The sequence below is a fragment of the Streptomyces winkii genome, from assembly GCF_032248595.1.
Lineage (GTDB): Bacteria > Actinomycetota > Actinomycetes > Streptomycetales > Streptomycetaceae > Streptomyces > Streptomyces winkii.
Genome location: NZ_JASTTH010000001.1, coordinates 315,435 through 333,067, shown reverse-complemented (window position 1 = coordinate 333,067; position 17,633 = coordinate 315,435). Strand labels below are relative to the sequence as shown.

Sequence of the window (17,633 nt, the reverse complement as noted above, 5' to 3'; positions counted from 1 at the left end):
GTCGGCGCTGCGTCAGAGGAATGTGCGAGCGCACCACGTAGACAGGCGACGGCCCGCGGCCCGCGCCTCGCTCACTCCCACTCGATCGTCCCCGGCGGCTTGCTCGTGATGTCGAGGGCGACGCGATTGACGCCCGGGACCTCGTTGGTGATGCGGGTGGAGATGCGGGCCAGCACGTCGTACGGCAGGCGCGACCAGTCCGCGGTCATGGCGTCCTCGGAGGAGACGGGGCGCAGCACCACGGGATGTCCGTACGTGCGCCCGTCGCCCTGCACGCCCACCGAGCGGATGTCGGCCAGCAGCACGACCGGGCACTGCCAGATCTCCCTGTCCAGGCCGGCGGCCGTCAGCTCCTCGCGGGCGATGGCGTCGGCCTCACGCAGCACGTCGAGGCGCTCGCGCGTGACCTCGCCGATGATGCGGATGCCCAGGCCGGGGCCGGGGAACGGCTGACGCTGGACGATCTCCTCCGGGAGGCCCAGCTCCTGGCCGACCATGCGCACCTCGTCCTTGAAGAGCTTGCGCAGCGGCTCGACCAGCTCGAAGTCCAGGTCCTCGGGGAGCCCGCCCACGTTGTGGTGCGACTTGATGTTGGCGGCGCCGGTGCCGCCGCCGGACTCGACGACGTCGGGGTAGAGGGTGCCCTGCACGAGGAAGGCGACGTCCTCCCCCGCCGCGCCCGCCTCGGCGACGAGCTCGGCCTGCGCCTGCTCGAAGACCCGGATGAACTCACGCCCGATGATCTTCCGCTTCTGCTCCGGGTCGGAGGCACCGGCCAGCGCGGAGATGAAGCGGTCGGCGGCGTCGACGACCTTCAGCCGCACTCCCGTGGCCGCGACGAAGTCCTTCTCCACCTGCTCCGTCTCGCCCTTGCGCATCAGCCCGTGGTCCACGTACACACACGTCAGCTGCGTGCCGACGGCCTTGTGGACGAGGGCGGCCGCGACCGCGGAGTCCACGCCTCCCGACAGCCCGCAGATGGCGCGCTTGCCGCCGACGCGCTCCCGGATCGCGGCGACCTGCTCGTCGACGATGCTCGCTGTCGTCCAGGTCGGGGAGAGGCCCGCGCCCCGGTAGAGAAAGTGCTCCAGTACCTGCTGTCCGTGCGTGGAGTGCATCACCTCGGGGTGGTACTGGACGCCGTAGAGCCTGCGCTCGTCGTTCTCGAACGCGGCGACGGGGACCGTGTCCGTGGACGCGGTCACGGTGAAGCCCTCGGGAGCGGCCGAGCAGGCGTCGCCGTGCGACATCCACACCTGCTGATGCGCGGGGGTGCCCTCGAAGAGGGTGGAGGCGCTCTTGGAGACGGACAGATCCGTGCGCCCGTACTCACGGCTGCCGGTGTTGTCGACCGTGCCGCCCAGCGACTGCGCCATCAGCTGGAAGCCGTAGCACAGGCCGAGTACGGGGACTCCGGCGTCGAAGAGCGAGGCGTCGAGGGACGGTGCGTCCTCCTCGTACACGGACGAGGGGCCGCCGGAGAGGATGACCGCCTTCGGCTTGCGGGCGAGCATCTCCGCCACCGGCATCGTGGACGGGACGACCTCGCTGTAGATGCGCGCCTCGCGCACGCGGCGCGCGATGAGCTGCGCGTACTGGGCGCCGAAGTCGACCACGAGGACCGTCTCCGGAGCGTCCTGTGCGGCGGAGGCGGATTCCGGGGAGCCTGTGCCCCGGGGGGCGGGCGCTGATGCCACGGAGCTGCTGCCTTTCGGCCTTACGGCGGGTGGTGCGGGAGTCGTACGGGAGCGTGGGGGCGGCGCGCGGACGCCGCACTGAGCGCAGAGCACGTGCTCGCTTCGTACGGCCGATTCTAACGGGCACCGGCGGGCCCCCGGCTTGGCCTCGGTGCGGGGCCCGTGCATACTGTCCAGCATGTTCGAGCAGCACGTCACGACCAGCTTCTGGTTTACCTATGGCACCGGCCCGTCCGGCTGCCATGGTCGAGCTGCTTGATCCACTGACGAGCGACTTGCCGGGCGCCCCGGGCCGATCGAGGCCCGGGGCGCTCTGCCGTTTCCGCTCCCGCGGGCCGCGAGGTCCAGGGCTCCGTACGTACGAGAACCACACGAGCCCCCAGGACGGAGACAAGAAGATCATGAGCACCGAAGCAGCCGGCACCACGACCGGCCCGGCGAAGCCGGGCGCCCCAGCACAGCGCGGTGAGGACGGCGGCGACGACGCGGCCGCCGGCGCCCGCTCCCGCGTCGACGAGCTGGACGCCCGCATCATCGCGCTCGTCCAGGAGCGCAGAACGGTCTCGGCGGGAATCCAGCGTGCGCGCATCGAAGCGGGCGGCCGGCGCGTGCATCTCGCCCGCGAGATGGAGATCCTCGACCGCTACCGCGCCGAGCTCGGCCGCCCCGGCACACAGCTCGCGATGACCCTTCTGGCGCTGTGCCGCGGGCAGTTGTGAGCACGCGGCGTGCGCGATGCGTTCGCACCGCACGGCAAGTCCGCAGCGCAGCGGTCACCCGTACGGTGCGTGACCGCCCCGTGAGGAGCTTCGTTGGTCCCGGTGACCCCGAAAACCCGCCGGACGTCCGGTGGTTCGGGGCCGCGCCATCGCAGCGATGAGACGCCCGTTCCTCCCGTGGGCGGAGGCGGAAGTGTCGTGGGACCTCGCTCCGGCGCGCGTGACCGGTCAGCAGGGGACAGCAGCCCGGTCACAACTCTCCCCGCTCGGGGAGAGAGTGGCCGGTCCCGGGGACGCCCTGGACCGGCCGCTCCGCGGAAGGGTCACCGGATCCGGGAAACCCGATCCAGGAAGATTCTCGGGAGATTTTCGGCCGACGGTAAAAGTTCCGGCCAGCCGGTACGGATGCCGTGACCGTGTGCGCGCGACGCCTTGCGCACCACGTGCGCATCCACCACGATGCACACGAACTCCCTTTCACGACCCGACCGTTGACGGGCTGCGGCGTGCTGCCGCAGTTCCGGACGCGGCCAGGCGGCACTACCCCCCGGTGCCGCTCCTTCAGCCCGGGCGCTGCCCTGACGCCCGTGCTGACGCAAAGGGCCCCGCGGCGCCGCCCACCACCCGGCCGGCACCACGGGGCCCTTCGCACGTCTCGCTCGTCGGCGGCTACTCCGCGTCCGCGCCCTCCCGGGCCGCCTCGCGCCTCCTGGACGGCACCTCCGGCACGGGCAGCACCGTCAGCCGCAGGGCACCGAACGCGCTCTCCGGCACCACCGGCCGCCGGGGCGCCACCGGAGCCATGCGCACGTACTCCGAACCCTGTTCGGGCCGTGCGTCCTCGTCACCCTTGTTGGGCCAGAGCGACATCGCGCGCTCGGCCTGCGCCGTGATGGTGAGCGCGGGATTGACGCCCAGGTTGGCCGAGACGGCGGCCCCGTCCACGACGGAGATGCCCGGGTGCCCGTACAGCCGGTGGTACGGGTCGATGACGCCGCTGTCCGCGTCCGCGCCGATCGGGCAGCCGCCGAGGAAGTGCGCCGTGAGCGGCATGCCCATCAGCTCACCGAGATTGGTGCCGGGGAAGCCGTTGATGTCGTCCGCGAGATGCCGCGCGGCCTCCGCGCCCTCGGGTATGTAGGCCGGGTTGGGCGCACCGTGGCCCTGACGGGCCGTGAGCAGCCCCTTCCCGAGACCCTTCGTCTTCCTGTACGTGGTCAGGGAGTTGTCGTGCGTCTGCATCACCAGGCCGATGATGATCCGCTCCGACCACTTGCGCCCGGAGAGCGAGCGCAGGAAGAGGTTCGGATGGCGCAGGCACGTGACCAGGTGCCCCAGCAGCTTGGGCAGCTTGGTGTCGTGGTTGACCTGGAGGGTGGTCAGCGCGCTCATCGCGTTGGAGCCCCTGCCGTAGCGGACGGGCTCGATGTGCGTGTGCTCGTTCGGGTGGATCGAGGAGGTGATGGCCACGCCGCGTGTGAAGTCGAGCTTCCGGCCGTCCTTCCACTGCTTGCGGTAGCGCCGCTCGATGGTCTGAGCGCCCACCAGAGCCTCGGAGTTGGTGCGGGTCAGCTCGCCGAGGCGTTCGGAGAGCCGGGGCAGCGTTCCGGTGTCGCGCATGCGGTGCAGCAGGGTCTGCGTGCCGTACGTGCCGGCCGCGATCACGACCTTGCGGGCGCGCAGCACCGTACGGGGGCCCTTGCGCTTGTCCGTCGCGACGCAGGTGACGGCGAACCCCTCGCCGTCCGGCAGCTCCTCCACCTCGCGGACCGTCGTCATCGGGCGGACGGCGGCGCCCGCCTTCTCGGCCAGGTAGAGGTAGTTCTCGTTGAGGGTGTTCTTCGCGCCGTGGCGGCAGCCCGTCATGCACTCGCCGCACTCCGAGCACGCCCTGCGCGACGGGCCCGCTCCGCCGAAGTACGGGTCCTCCACCTCGCCGCCCGGCTCGGCCGTGGCCGTGCCGTCGGCGTCCTTGCCGTCGCCGAAGAAGACGCCGACCGGGGCGAGATGGAACGTGTCGCCGACGCCCATCCGCTCGGCGGTCGTCTTCAGATGCTCGTCCGACGGCGTCATCGTCGGATTGAGGCGTACCCCGAGCATCCGCTGCGCCTGGTCGTAGAAGGGCTTCAACTCCTCCTGCCAGTCGGTGATATGGCCCCACTGGCGGTCCTTGAAGAACGCGGGGGGCGGCACGTAGAGGGTGTTGGCGTAGTTCAGCGAACCACCGCCCACGCCGGCACCGGCGAGGATCATGACGTTGCTGAGCACGTGGATGCGCTGGATGCCGTAGAGGCCCAGGGCGGGGGCCCAGATGTAGTTCTTCGTGTCCCAGGAGTTCCTCGGCAGGGTCTCGCGCGTGAAGCGGCGTCCCGCCTCCAGCACTCCGACGCTGTACCCCTTCTCCGTCAGGCGCAGCGCCGAGACCGACCCTCCAAAGCCGGAACCGATGACAATCACGTCGTAGTCGTACGAACCGCCCTCGTTCTGGGCGGAGTTCTCCTCGGACACGGTGAACCTCCGGTGCGGGTGGTGCGGTTCGGGGATCGGTTGTACAGGGCGGGTCACGAAGCGGGGACGGAGTGGGGCGGGAACGGGACGGCCGGGACGGACGGCCCGGCCGCACCGCCCGGTCAGCGGAAGCGCAGGGCCTTCAGCGCCTTGAGCGAAAGGCTCATGAACTTGGCGTACTTCGCGTCGTTCATGCCGAAGGACGGCGCCATGGGCAGCACGCGCTGGTGCGCGACGGTCTGCGACTCGGTGTACTTGAGGATGCCCTCGCTGCCGTGCCGCCTGCCGAGGCCGGAGTCGCCCATGCCGCCCATCGGGGACTGCACGCTGCCGTACGCCGCCGCGTAGCCCTCGTTGACGTTGACGGTTCCGCTGCGCAGCCGTGCCGCGACCTCGCGCGCCCGGCGGCCGTCGCGGCCCCAGACGCTCGAATTCAGGCCGTACGCCGTGGAGTTGGCGAGCTCGACCGCCTCGTCCACGTCCTCGTAGCGGTAGACGGAGACGACGGGCCCGAAGGTCTCCTCCGTGCACACGGCCATCGGCGACTCGACGCCGTCGAGGATCGTCGGCTCGTGGAAGAGCGGACCGACGTCCGGCCGGGCGCGCCCGCCCGCGAGCACCTTCGCGCCCTTGGCGACCGCCTCCTCGATGTGCCGGCAGACGTTGTCGAGTTGCTTCTGCGAGACGAGCGAGCCCATGTCGGCGCCGTACGCGAGCGCCGAGCCCAGCCGCATTCGCTCCGTACGGGCGACGAAGCGCTCGACGAACGCGTCCGCCACGGACTCGTGCACGTACAGCCGCTCGATCGAGATGCACAACTGGCCCGCGGACGAGAACGATCCGCGCACCGCGCCCGCCGCTGCCTTGTCCAGGTCGGCGTCCGGCAGCACGATCATGGCGTTCTTGCCGCCGAGTTCGAGCGAGGCGCCGACCAGCCGCTCGGCGGCCTTCTGCGCGACGCCGCGCCCCGTCCTGGTGGAGCCGGTGAAGGAGACGTAGTCGCCGCGCTCGACGACCGCGGGCCCGATGATGTGGCCCTCGCCGATGACGATCTGCCACACGTCCTTCGGCAGCCCCGACTCGATGAGCAGGCGGCGCGCCCACATCGCGGTCAGCGCGGTCTCGGTGTCCGGCTTCATCACCACGGCGTTGCCCGCGACGAAGGCGGGCAGCGCGTCGCCGACGGAGAGCTCCAACGGGTAGTTCCACGGCGCGATCTGGCCGACGACGCCGCGTGGATGACGGTGCTCGGTCACCTTCGTGAGCACGGGGATCGCCCCGGTGTGCCGCTTGGGACGCAGATAGGCGGCGGCGCGGCGCCCGTAGTGGCGGGCGGCGACGGCGACCGCCTGCACCTCCTCGTGCGCGTGCAGCCGCGTCTTGCCCGTCTCCAGCTGGATCAGGTCCAGCACCTCGTCCTGCCGGCGCAGCACCAGGTCGTGGAAGCGCAGCAGGACCGCGGCCCGCTCGCCCACGGGCGTCGCGGCCCACGCGCGCTGCGCCTCGCGCGCGCGGTGGAAGGCGAACGCGACGTCCTCGGGCGTGGACTCGGGCAGTTCGGCCAGCTTCTCTCCCGTGAAGGGGGTGTGACTGGACGTACGGCCGCTGCCGATCACCCCTTCCGTGAGCTGGGAGACGAGCTCTTCGGTGACGACGTCCGCGGCTGTGCGCACTCCCGCGGGGGCGGGGGCCACGGGATTGCCCGCGGGAGTGCCGTCACCGGTCGCGATGCCGCTGCTGACGCGGTCGTCGCCGCTGCCCTGGGGGCCTCGGGTGTCCTGCGTGTCCGTCATGCGAGAGAGACTACGACCACGGAAACACGCTGCATACCCGGCGGTAACCACTTTCACCGAATCTGCCAGTGAACGCTGGCGCGGCGGCCGCCGACGGCCCGTCCGTCACTGCTCGTTGATCTCCAGTGACTCCACCGCGTCCGCGTAGATCTCCTCACCCGCGTCGCGGTTCTCGCCCTTCGCGGGCATCTCGACGACGAGCCGCCAGCGGACGTTGTCCGCGTTGACGTAGATCAGCTCGTGCCGCCGGTGCAGGCTGTGGTCGACGTCGGGGCCGCCGTTGTCGTAGTCCCGGTAGGTGGTGACCATGTCCGCGGCCTCCTTGCCCTGCTGAGTCGCCTCGTTCACCGCGGACTCGGCGTCCTGCATGGTCGTGGAGTAGTTCTCAGGGGCGCCGTCCTCGTAGTGCTTCTTCCAGCTGTTCGCCTCCTGGAGGGAGTTGTCCTTGACGTCCTTGCTGGAGCGCGAGAGTTCGATGCTGAAGACGTCACCCGGGTCTTTGTAGGTCACCGCGCTCTCGTCCACGCTGCGCACGTAGTCGTCGGGCGCCGCGATCGAGGCGCGGACGCGCTTGTCCTCGTCGTGCGTGGTCCAGCCGGACGGAGCCCCGTCCGCCGTCAGCACGAACACCAGCGCCAGCGCCGCCGCGGCGGCGACCACCGCGCCTCCCGTCCCGTACCGCCAGCCGCGGCTGGTCCGCAGCCTGCGCCCGAACTCGCGCAGCACACCGCGGAGTCCGCCGCCCGCCGCAGCACCGGACGGCTTCGGCTGGCTCAGGGCCGGGCGGGCCACGTCGGCGAGCGTGGCCCGCACCTCGCCGGCGTCGGGACGCGCCGCGGGCTGCTTGTTCAGCATCCTGATGAGCAGCATCGCCAGGGGGCCGGAGGCGCTGCGGGCGCGCTCCGGGCGCTGCGGCTCCGTCGAGAGGACGGCCTGAAGCGTGGCCGGGGTGTTGGAGCGGCGGAACGGCGAGACGCCCTCCGTCGCCGAGTACAGCACCACGCCCAGCGACCACAGGTCCGACTCGGGGCCGGGCCGCTGGCCCAGCACGCGCTCCGGTGCGACGTACTCGGGCGAGCCGACGAACGCGCCGGTCTCCGTCAGGCTCTGCTCGCCCTCGACCTGCGCGATGCCGAAGTCCGTGAGGACGACGCGGTCATGGCGCCCGAGCAGCACGTTGTCGGGCTTCACATCGCGGTGCAGCACTCCCATGGCGTGGGCCGCGTCCAGCGCGCCGGCCACGGCCAGGCCGATGCGCGCGGCCTCGCGGGCGCTCAGCGTGCCCTCGTCCAGTACGGATCCGAGCGACTGGCCCTGCACCAGCTCCATGACGATCCACGGCTGGTCGTCCTCGACGACGACGTCGTGGATCGTGACGACGGACGGATGGTCGATGCGGGCGGCCGTGCGTGCCTCGCGGCGCATCCGCTCGTACATGGTCTGCCGCTGCTGATGCGGTACGTGGTCGGGGACGCGGGGCTCCTTCACCGCCACGTCGCGGTCCACGACCCGGTCGTGCGCGCGCCATACGGTGCCCATGCCGCCGTGACCGAGGCGGTTCTCCAGGCGGTAGCGCCCGCCGATGACGCGGCCCGCGCCGGGCTCGCCGCCGCTCTCGCCGCCCTGGGCGGCGCCCGGACCGGGGGCGTGCAGGCGCTGCGTCGACTTGTCCCCGGTGCCGGCTGCGGGGGTGCCGTCCCGGCCTTGCTGCTCCGGCAGTTGCGGTGGTTGCAGTCCGTAACTGGTCGGCTCGTTCACCGGTCCCCCCTTGTCGGTCATGACCAACCTTCTACCGTGCACGGCACGAAGTCACCAGCGGTGTCATCCACCTGTGACGTCGGATTCCGTGCACACGGCGCGCGACGGATCGCAGTCGCGTGGATCAGTGCGACGTGCAGCCGTCGCGTACGTCAGCCAGCGCCACCGTCGCCCAAGTCGCGTACGTCAGCGCCCCGTTGAGCGGTATGTGTCGGCGACCGCCTCGAAGTGCCGGTCGATCTCCTGCTTCTTGCCCTCCGAGCCCATCACCATCAGCACGTGGTAGCGGCCGTCGAGGATCATCGCCCGGTTGCGCGCGTACACGTCCCGGCCGCCGTCCTTCCAGCTGAACGTGCCTTCGGCCATGGCGGTTTCGCCCACGTCGATGCGGCGCAGGCCGGACGTCGACGCCCAGTCCGAGGCCCGGTAGGCCTTCAACTCCGGTTCGTCGTCGCTCTGGTAGGCCATCGGGTCGGTGCCGTACTTCCGTACGCTGTCGCGGCCGTTGACGATGACCATCTCGACCTGGCCGCCGTTGTAGCGGACTTGGCCGCGGCCCGGCGTCGAGCGGCGGTTCCACTCGTCGGGCACGGCGACCTGGAAGCCCGCCGGGTCCTGGCTGAGCTTGTAGCCCTTCGGCACCTCGCCCGCGGGCGCCGAGGGCTGCGGCTTCTGCGCGTCGCCTTCGCCGTCGCCCTTGCCGCTGCCCGTGCCGCCGTCGCCGGGGTGCGGGCTGCTCTCGCCGACCGAGCCGCGCTGCTGGTCGGCGGCGCCGTCCGGGTCGCCCTCCGGCATGAACCACACCGCGTACATCAGTGCCGCGACCAGCCCGGCGAGTACCAGCCCGACCAGCATGCCGCCGAGCCTGCGCGGGCCGCCGCCCTGACGCCTCGTCTTCTCCCGTACGGGCCGGGCGTGTTCGCGAACCGTCCACTCGGGCTCGGGCTCCGGCGCCCGCTGCGGCTCGGGGGGCCGGTGCGGCATCGGCGGTACGGGGCCGGGGGCGGGGCCGGGCTGTTGCTGCTGCTGAGCGTGGGGCTGCCGCGGTTGACGCAGCGGATCGGGGTACTGCGTCTGCTCAAGCTTGTGCTGACGCTTCCGGCGCTGCTTCTGCTGCTGTTTCTGCTGAAGCTTCTGCTGCTGTTTCTGTTCGGCGCGCGCCGCGCGTCTCGCGGCTCGCCGTCTGCGTACGAGTTCGCCGCGCCGGCGCAGTATCGGCAGCCGCCGCGGGTCCGCCGTACCACCCGGGTCCAGTGAGGGCGCGTACACGGTGTGCCAGCCGACGTCCGGCTCGGGCGCGGCGCGCACCAGCGACCGCAGCCATCCGCGCAGCTCCTCGAAGTCGGGGCGCTCCGTGGGGTCTTGACGCAGCAGCGACTCGACGACGGGACGCAGCGCACCGCACTCCTCCGCGAACGCCGGAGGCTCACCGCACACCATCTGCACCAGCTCGGCGACATCGTCCTCTGGGTAGGGGGCATGGCCCTGCACCGCGCGGAAGAGCAGCACACCCAGCGCCCACAGGTCGGCGGACGGGCCGACGGGAGGGGCGAGCCGCCAGTTCCGGTGGACCGGCCCGGCCTGCTCGGGAGCCCACCGCTCGCCGACGGGCCCGACGACCGTCATCCGCGCCTGCCGGGCGCGCTCGGCGGCGAGGGCGGTGGTGGGGCCGTGGAACCCCTCTGCCGTGCCGGGGTCATCGGCCCCCTCACCGCCCCAGGGGCGGTCCTCGGGGGTGTCGCCGTAACCGTCGTCGGTGTACCCGTCGTCGGTGTACCCGTCGTCGGGATAGGTGCCCTCGGTGTAGCTGCCTTCGGCGTCGGCGTCGCCGGTGTAGGGGACGTCGGTATACGGGGACTCGGCGTGCCCGGCGGCCTCCGGCCCGGCGTCGCGGGTCTCGGGACCCGCTGACTGCTCGGGCTCGGCGGAGCGCCAAGTCGCCCTCACCGGAAGGCTGTTGGGAGGCCGCGAACCCGGCAGGTCGCTCGGGGTGACCTCGTCCTCCCCCGCGGGAAGCCAGCGCACGAAGTCGTCCGGCGTGGTGTGCGGACCGGTTCCGGGCGGCGTCGACGCGGCGCGGTTCCACCAGTCGTCCCGAGCCGTGCGCTCGTCCTCCTGCCCCTGGTCGGGCGTTCGCCGGTGCTCCTGTCCGTCCTGCTCCGTGCCGTGCACACGGGCCTCGGCGCCGCGCCGCGCGCCCGCCTGGTACGCGGCGATCGCGGAGCCGCGCCCGCCGTGCCCCTCGGTCTCGTAGCCGTGGCGCACGGGCCGGTTCTGCTGCTCCGCCGCCCCGTCGTCGTGATCCAGTCCGTGAAGCCCGAAGATGCCGCGCGCCTCACCGCCCGAACTCGCAGGCCCGGAGCCGGAGTCGGGACCTCCGCCGTAACCGGAGTCCCTCTCGCCGGCCCCGCCGTAGAGGTCGCGGCCGTACAACTCCTCGCCGTACGGCTCCTGTTCGTACTGCTGCTCGCGGCCGTACGGGCCCTCTCCCTGCCGTGCGTCGAACCCGTCGGGCAGCGGAATGCCCGGAAGCGAACCGGGAGCGGAACCTTCCTGCGCGCCGCCCGTCGGCCCGTCGCCACCGCTCTCCACGGCTTCGGCGCCCGCGCCTCCGCCCTGCCTCGGCTCGCCCGGGATGTTCCCGCTGGGCGGCAGGGCGACCCTGCCGGAGTCCGGGAGCGGGTTGTATCCGCACAGCGCCTCCTGCGCCGCGCCCACCGCCAGGCCCGTCAGCAGCGCACGCCCGTCGTCGCAGATGAGGACCGTACGGGGGGTGACGTTCCGGTGCGTCCAGCCGTGCGCGTGCACCACGCGCAGCGCGGTCAGCAGGTCCGCGGCGATCTCCGCCGCCCTGTGCGCCGTCAGCGTCTGATGCGACAGCAGCGTCTCCAGCGGCGTGGCGGGCAGCAATTCGCTGACTATCCACAGGCCGTCGCCCTCGACGAAGACGTCGAAGACCTGGTCGAGCCGCGGATGGTCCGGCACGCGCGCGGCGGCGATGGCCGCCTCGACGGCCCGCCGTACGACTGGGTCCGCCGGTGTGCGGGTCGCCCGCCCTATCGAGCCGCGGAAGGCGCCGCGCTGCGCCGCTCCGGCTCCCTCACCGCTCGCACCGCCGTCGCCGCCCAGCACCTCCGCCTCGACGACCTCCGGCAACGGCACCTGACGTACGAGCACTTCCTGGCCGCTGGCCGTGTCGTAGGCCACGGACTCCGTCAACTGGTAGGAGTCCGCGAGGGTTCGGGGCAGGCGGTAGCGGTCGGCGAGCAGCCGCCCGGCCATTTCCGCGTAGTCGTCCACGACGCCTCCCCACAGCGCGCGAGACCGTCGATTCCACACCGCATCCGCATCTTTACGGACGGATACCGGTCTGCGGCCATTCACGATACGTGCCTGAGCTGTCCGGCGCGGGCGGAGTCGATTACTGTCCGGCCCCTGCCGGGCCGGAAGCAGTCCAATTCACCTGAAACGCTTGCCAGTTCAGGCCTCAACCCCAACGTCCCCCGGAACGGGGGCGGGGAACCACGCTCAGTCGAGCGGCTTGAAGGTCCTGAACGCGGTCTCGCGCAGCGTCCGGCACTCGTCGTCGTTCCACTTGCCGGCCTTGCAGGTGATCATGATCGCGAAGCCGTGTGAATCGTCCACCCGGAAGCCGCGGTTGAGCACCCTGACCCTCTCGCCCCCTTCGTCGCGCTCGAACTGCCAGTCGCCGACGGTGGGATAGCCCCGCCAGTCCACCTTCTTGATGCTGATGCGGTGGTAGCCCGGGCTGTTGCCCTTCACGGAGGGCTCCAGGTCGCGCCAGCCCGCGGCCGCGTCCTTCAGCGGGTCGGGGCTGAAGTCCACCTGGAGCTTGGGCAGTCCGCCGTCGGAGTACTTGGCGCCGGAGTTCTGCCCGGCGACTCCCGAGCGCTTGAAGTCCTCCGGCATCGCCATGCTGAAGTGGAAGCGCTTGTCGGTGACCCGGGTGTAGTCCTCGGGCAGCGAAGCGCCGCCGCCGGGCTCCTCCTCGTCGCCGTCGCCGCCGGACGAGGCGCTCGCCGACGGGGAGGCGCTCCCCTTCTTCGCGTCGCCGCCCTTGTCCTTCTTCGCGGTGCCCGAGCCGTTCTTCTCCTTGCCGCGCTCGGCGCCGCCCGCGCCCGAACTCGCGGCGTCTTTCCCCGACTTGCCGCCCTTACCGCCGCCGTCACCCGCGCCGTCGAGCGCGAAGGCGGCCAGCAGCACCAGTACGGCCGCCGCGGCGACCGCCACGATGGTCAACGTGCGGCGCGAGAAGCGCCCGGCCAGCCCGGAGAGCGCGGTCGTCACTCCTCCCCCATGGCCTCCGGCATGGGTGGCCCCCCCGCCGCCACCGGACGGGGACGGGCGGCGTGCCGTTCCCTCACCGCCGCGCGTCACGGCACCGGACGCGGCGGGTGCCGGGGTCTCCTCGGCGTCACGGCCCTCTGCGGCCGGGCCCTCCGAGGCCGTGCCCGCGGCTGCCGCACCGGCCGCCGGGACCGAGCCCGCACCCGATGCCGAGCCCGGACCCGATGCCGCGGCGCTCGAAGTCCCGGCCGCTGACGCCGACTTGGCAGATGCTCCCTTGCCCCGCTGACGGCTGCTCCGCTGACGGTGCTGCTTGCCTCCGGTGGCCGGGGCGGCATCGCGGCCCTCGCTCTTCGGCGCTGCGCCGCCCTCGCCGGTGCCGCCGGAGCCGCGGGAGCCGGCCTCTCCGGAGGCTCCGTTTCCCCCGGCCTCGCGGCCTTCGCCGCCCTCGCCCGCGCCGTCGTCCCCGGCCGAGCCCGGCTCCGGCCGCAGCACGGCCGTCGTCCCGCCGTCCCGTACGGGAGCGGCGGCCGCGGTCGCCACGCCTCCCCTTCCGGACGCCACGGGTTCCAGCAGCGCCCGCGCACCGGCCACATCGAGCCGCTTCTCCGGGTCCTTCAACAGCAGCCCGAAGATCACCTCTTCGAGCTCGCCCGCCTGCTTCGGCGGCGGCACGGGCTCCGTCATCACCGCCGTCAGCGTCGTTATGGCCGACCCCTTGTCGTACGGGGGACGGCCCTCGACCGCCGCGTACAGCAGGGCGCCCAGCGACCACAGGTCGGCGGGCGGCCCGGGCGGCTTCCCGCGTGCGCGCTCGGGCGAGATGTACGAGGGGGCGCCCACCAGCATGCCGGTCGACGTCACGGACGGGTCGCCCTCGACCTTCGCGATGCCGAAGTCGGTCAGCACGACGCGACCCGTGACGTCCTCCAACAGCACGTTGGACGGCTTCACATCGCGGTGCAGGACCCCTTCACGGTGCGCCGCACGCAGCACGTCGAGCACCGCCAGGCCGACCTCCGCCGCGCGCTGCGCGGTGAGCGGCCCCTCGTCGCGGATGTGGTCGGCGAGCGACTTCCCCTCGACGAGCTCCATCACGATCCACGGGCGGTCGTCCTCGTCGACGACGTCGAAGACCGTCACCGCACTGCCGCTGCGGATGCGCGCGATCGCCTTGGCCTCGCGCAGAGTTCGGGTGATGAGCCGCTGCTTCTCGTCCTCCTCGACGCTGGAGGGGAAGCGCAACTCCTTCACGGCGACAGCACGGCCCAGGACCTCGTCCTCGCCGCGCCACACGGTGCCCATGCCACCACGGCCGAGGACTCCCCCGAGCCGATAGCGACCTCCTACCAGCCGACCCTCGTGCTCGCTCATGAATCCCCTTGTGTCCCCTCAGCGATGGCCCCACCCCAGCCCTCCCTCATTGTGGACCATCACGCCGTCACACCGCGTACGGGGGCGGCGGTGCCGGCTTCCGCGGGAGCCCTCGCGCGGACCGCCTCACACCGGTGCGATGTCCGGTGCGCCCAACCGGGCCGCGTCCGCCGTCAGATCGTCCGGCTGGAGCTGCGACTCGCGCTCCGCCTCGATCCGCTTCTCGTAGTGCACGACCTCGCGGTCGACCTGGTCGGCGTCCCAGCCGAGCACCGTCGCCATCAGCTCCGCGACCTCGCGCGCGCTGCGCGTGCCGCGGTCGAAGGTCTCGATCGAGATGCGCGTACGGCGCGTGAGCACGTCGTCGATGTGGCGCGCGCCCTCGTGCGTGCAGGCATAGACGATCTCGGCCTTGAGGTAGTCGTCGGCGGCGGGCAGCGGCTCGCCCAACTTCGGGTCGTCGGCGATGAGTTCGAGCACCTCTTCCGTCAACGTGCCGTAGCGGTTGAGGAGATGCTCCACGCGGGCCACGTGCAGCCCCGTGCTGGCTGCGATGCGCTCCCGTGCGTTCCACAGCGCGTGGTAGCCCTCCGCTCCGACCAGCGGCACCTCCTCGGTGACGCAGTCCGCCACCCGGCGGTCCAGGCCGTGTACCGCCTCGTCCACGGCGTCCTTCGCCATCACGCGGTACGTCGTGTACTTGCCGCCCGCGACGACGACCATCCCCGGCACCGGGTGCGCGACGGTGTGCTCGCGGGACAGCTTGCTCGTCGCCTCCGACTCGCCGGCCAGCAGCGGGCGCAGCCCGGCGTACACGCCCTCGACGTCGTTGCGCGTAAGCGGCACCGCCAGCACGGAGTTGACGTGGTCCAGCAGATAGTCGATGTCGGCGCTCGACGCGGCCGGATGCCTCTTGTCCAGGTCCCAGCCGGTGTCGGTGGTGCCGACGATCCAGTGACGCCCCCACGGGATGACGAACAGGACGCTCTTCTCCGTACGGAGGATCAGCCCCGTCGTCGAGTTGATCCGGTCCTTCGGCACGACGAGGTGGATGCCCTTCGAGGCCCGCACATGGAACTGGCCGCGCTCCGCGATCAGCCCCTGGGTGTCGTCCGTCCACACTCCGGTGGAGTTGACGACCTGCCGCGCGCGCACCTCGTACTCGCCGCCCAACTCCAGGTCCCGCACGCGCGCCCCCACGACACGCTCGCCTTCGCGCAGGAAGCCGACGATGCGCGCGCGATTCGCGGCGTGTGCTCCGTAAGCGGCGGCGGTGCGGACCACGGTGGCCACATAGCGCGCGTCGTCCATCTGCGCGTCGTAGTACTGGAGCGCGCCGACCAGAGCGTCCTTCCGCAACGCCGGTGCCACACGCAGCGCGTGACGGCGGCTGAGGTGCCGGTGCCGGGGCAGGCCGCGCCCGTGCCCGGAGGAGAGCGACATGATGTCGTACATCGCCACGCCCGAGCCGGCGTAGAGCCGCTCCCACCCCTTGTGCTGCAACGGGTAGAGGAACGGGACCGGCTTCACCAGGTGCGGCGCGATCCGCTGGAGCAGCAGCCCGCGCTCCTTGAGCGCCTCCCGTACGAGCGCGAAGTCCAGCATCTCCAGATAGCGCAGCCCGCCGTGGATCAGCTTGCTGGAGCGGCTGGAGGTGCCCGACGCCCAGTCGTTCGACTCGACGATGCCCGTGGACAGCCCTCGCGTGACGGCGTCCAGCGCGGTGCCCGCACCGACGATGCCCCCGCCGACGACCAGCACGTCGAGTTCGCGTTCGGACATCTGCGCCAGCGCCCTCACACGCTGCTCCGGTCCCAGTGTCGCCGTCCTCACCGCTGCCTCCCGCGTGGTCGTGCGTCCGTCGGTGGTGTCTGTCGTCGCTCTTGCCGGAACGTAGGCAGTGTTCCCCTGCCGATGGTCCTCCAATTCCCTGACTTCGGCCGCACTGCGGGCGTCGCGAAGCCGGTAATCCCCGATATCCGTCATATTGCCGATTAACTTGCTATAGCGCCGCGCAGCTCCGGGCCGCGCAGCGCGGGGCGATCTCCGGATGCCGTTCCCGGGAACGGCGCGCACCGGGCCTCGCCACCCCAGCGAGGGAACCGAGGGGAAGGATGTCCGCCGCAATGCCCGCAGATCTCGCCGTCCTCGGACTGGGCCATTCGGGTCTTCCGGTCGCACAGGCGGCCGTCGCCGCCGGGATCGAGACCGTCGGCTACGACGCGGACGAGGAGACCGTCGCCGGACTCAACGCGGGCAGGCCGCCCTCCGACGGCACGCTCACCGCCGCCGGGATCCGCCGCATGATCTCCCGGGGGTTCCGCGCCACGACCGACCCCGAGGTCCTCGCCCATGTCCGTACGGCCTTGATCTGCGCCCCGACCTCCCTCGGGCCCGACCGCGCGCTGAATCTGGACGCGGTGCGCGCCGCCGCCCGCACGCTCGCCTCCCAACTGCGTCCGCGTACCACCGTCGTCCTGGAATCCGCGGTGTACCCGGGCGGCACCGAGGAGTTCCTCAAGCCGCTGCTCGAAGAGGGCTCCGGGCTGCGCGCGGGACACGACTTCCATCTCGCCTACTCGCCCGCCCGGTTCGACCCGGGCAGCCGCCGCTACGGCTACGCGAACACGCCCAAGGTCGTCGGCGGCCTCACGCCCGCGTGTACGGAGCGGGCCGCCGCCTTCTACGGGCGGCTGGCCGCCAAGGTCGTGCGCGCACGCGGGCCGCGCGAGGCGGAGACGGCGAAGCTGCTGGAGACGAACTTCCGCCAGGTCAACATCGCCCTCGTGAACGAGATGGCGGTCTTCTGCCACGACATCGGCGTCGACCTGTGGGACGTCATCCGCTGCGCGGAGACCAAGCCGTTCGGCTTCCAGGCCTTCCGGCCCGGCCCCGGCGTCGGCGGGCACAGCGTCTCCATCGACCCCAACTACCTCGCGTACCGCAGCCGTTCGCTGGGCTATCCGCTCCGCATGGTCGAGCTCGCGCAGGAGGTCAACGGGCGCATGCCGCGCTACGTCTGCCAGCGCGCGGCCGAACTCCTCAACGAGCACGGCAAGTCGGCGCGCGGCGCCCGCGTACTGCTGCTCGGCGTCACCTACAAGCCCGACCTGCCCGACCAGGAGGGCTCGCCCGCGCGCGAGGTCGCGCTCCGGCTCAAGCAGCTCGGCGCGCAGCTGAGCTTCCACGATCCGTACGTCATGCAGTGGCAGGTCGCGGACCAGCCCGTGCCGCGCGCCGACTCCCTCTACGAGGCCGCCGCTGCCGCCGACCTCACCGTGCTCCTCCAGCACCACCGCAGATACGACCTGCAAGGGCTGGCCGCGAAGGCCCGGCTGCTCTTCGACACGAGGGGCGCGAGCCCCACGGGCGCCGCGCACCGGCTCTGACGGCGGCGCCTCCCTCGATGTGCGGTGTGCACCCGGCCCCGGCGGACGCGGGCTCAGACGCAGTCAACAACCAGGCCCTGACGGACA

At 72.0% G+C, this 17,633-nt stretch carries 9 protein-coding genes; 2 read left to right on the top strand and 7 right to left on the bottom strand.

Annotated features, from left to right (window positions below; genetic code table 11):
* Nucleotides 1–71 precede the first annotated feature (71 nt).
* Nucleotides 72–1,616 (bottom strand): glutamine-hydrolyzing GMP synthase, encoded by a 1,545-nt coding sequence (guaA, locus tag QQM67_RS01585; protein WP_314172206.1) that lies wholly within the window; start codon nt 1,614–1,616, stop codon nt 72–74.
* 482 nt (nt 1,617–2,098) lie between these two features.
* On the opposite strand from guaA, the gene QQM67_RS01580 reads away from it, so the two are divergent.
* Complete coding sequence (locus QQM67_RS01580; protein ID WP_314171660.1) at nt 2,099–2,416, top strand: chorismate mutase; 318 nt, start codon at nt 2,099–2,101, stop codon at nt 2,414–2,416.
* 669 nt (nt 2,417–3,085) lie between these two features.
* Here the strand turns inward: QQM67_RS01580 and QQM67_RS01575 are convergent.
* The 6 genes from QQM67_RS01575 to QQM67_RS01550 form a co-directional block, all read right to left on the bottom strand.
* A complete protein-coding gene (locus QQM67_RS01575) occupies nt 3,086–4,924 on the bottom strand; it encodes a GMC family oxidoreductase (RefSeq protein ID WP_314171658.1) in 1,839 nt (612 codons plus the stop codon).
* Between the two features lie 122 nt (nt 4,925–5,046).
* Nucleotides 5,047–6,717: a succinic semialdehyde dehydrogenase gene (locus QQM67_RS01570; protein WP_314171656.1), complete on the bottom strand. Its 1,671-nt coding sequence runs from the start codon at nt 6,715–6,717 to the stop codon at nt 5,047–5,049.
* Nucleotides 6,718–6,822: 105 nt separating this feature from the next.
* Entirely contained in the window at nt 6,823–8,496 is a 1,674-nt protein-coding gene (locus tag QQM67_RS01565; RefSeq protein ID WP_314171655.1) for a serine/threonine-protein kinase, read from the bottom strand.
* Between the two features lie 165 nt (nt 8,497–8,661).
* Nucleotides 8,662–11,757: a protein kinase gene (locus QQM67_RS01560; protein WP_449657448.1), complete on the bottom strand. Its 3,096-nt coding sequence runs from the start codon at nt 11,755–11,757 to the stop codon at nt 8,662–8,664.
* Between the two features lie 246 nt (nt 11,758–12,003).
* Complete coding sequence (locus tag QQM67_RS01555) at nt 12,004–14,157, bottom strand: serine/threonine-protein kinase (RefSeq protein WP_314171652.1); 2,154 nt, start codon at nt 14,155–14,157, stop codon at nt 12,004–12,006.
* Nucleotides 14,158–14,283: 126 nt separating this feature from the next.
* Complete coding sequence (locus tag QQM67_RS01550) at nt 14,284–15,990, bottom strand: glycerol-3-phosphate dehydrogenase/oxidase (RefSeq protein ID WP_314171651.1); 1,707 nt, start codon at nt 15,988–15,990, stop codon at nt 14,284–14,286.
* A gap of 293 nt (nt 15,991–16,283) precedes the next feature.
* Between QQM67_RS01550 and QQM67_RS01545 the strand changes: the two genes are divergently transcribed.
* A complete protein-coding gene (locus tag QQM67_RS01545; protein WP_314171649.1) occupies nt 16,284–17,546 on the top strand; it encodes a nucleotide sugar dehydrogenase in 1,263 nt (420 codons plus the stop codon).
* Nucleotides 17,547–17,633 lie beyond the last annotated feature (87 nt).

What these genes read in the sequence shown, in the direction of transcription:
- QQM67_RS01580 (WP_314171660.1), top strand. Translation starts at nt 2,099, where the DNA reads ATGAGCACCGAAGCAGCCGGCACCACGACCGGCCCGGCGAAGCCGGGC.
- QQM67_RS01570 (WP_314171656.1), bottom strand. Translation starts at nt 6,717, where the DNA reads ATGACGGACACGCAGGACACCCGAGGCCCCCAGGGCAGCGGCGACGAC.
- QQM67_RS01565 (WP_314171655.1), bottom strand. Translation starts at nt 8,496, where the DNA reads ATGACCGACAAGGGGGGACCGGTGAACGAGCCGACCAGTTACGGACTG.
- QQM67_RS01560 (WP_449657448.1), bottom strand. Translation starts at nt 11,757, where the DNA reads ATGGCCGGGCGGCTGCTCGCCGACCGCTACCGCCTGCCCCGAACCCTC.
- QQM67_RS01555 (WP_314171652.1), bottom strand. Translation starts at nt 14,157, where the DNA reads ATGAGCGAGCACGAGGGTCGGCTGGTAGGAGGTCGCTATCGGCTCGGG.
- QQM67_RS01545 (WP_314171649.1), top strand. Translation starts at nt 16,284, where the DNA reads ATGCCCGCAGATCTCGCCGTCCTCGGACTGGGCCATTCGGGTCTTCCG.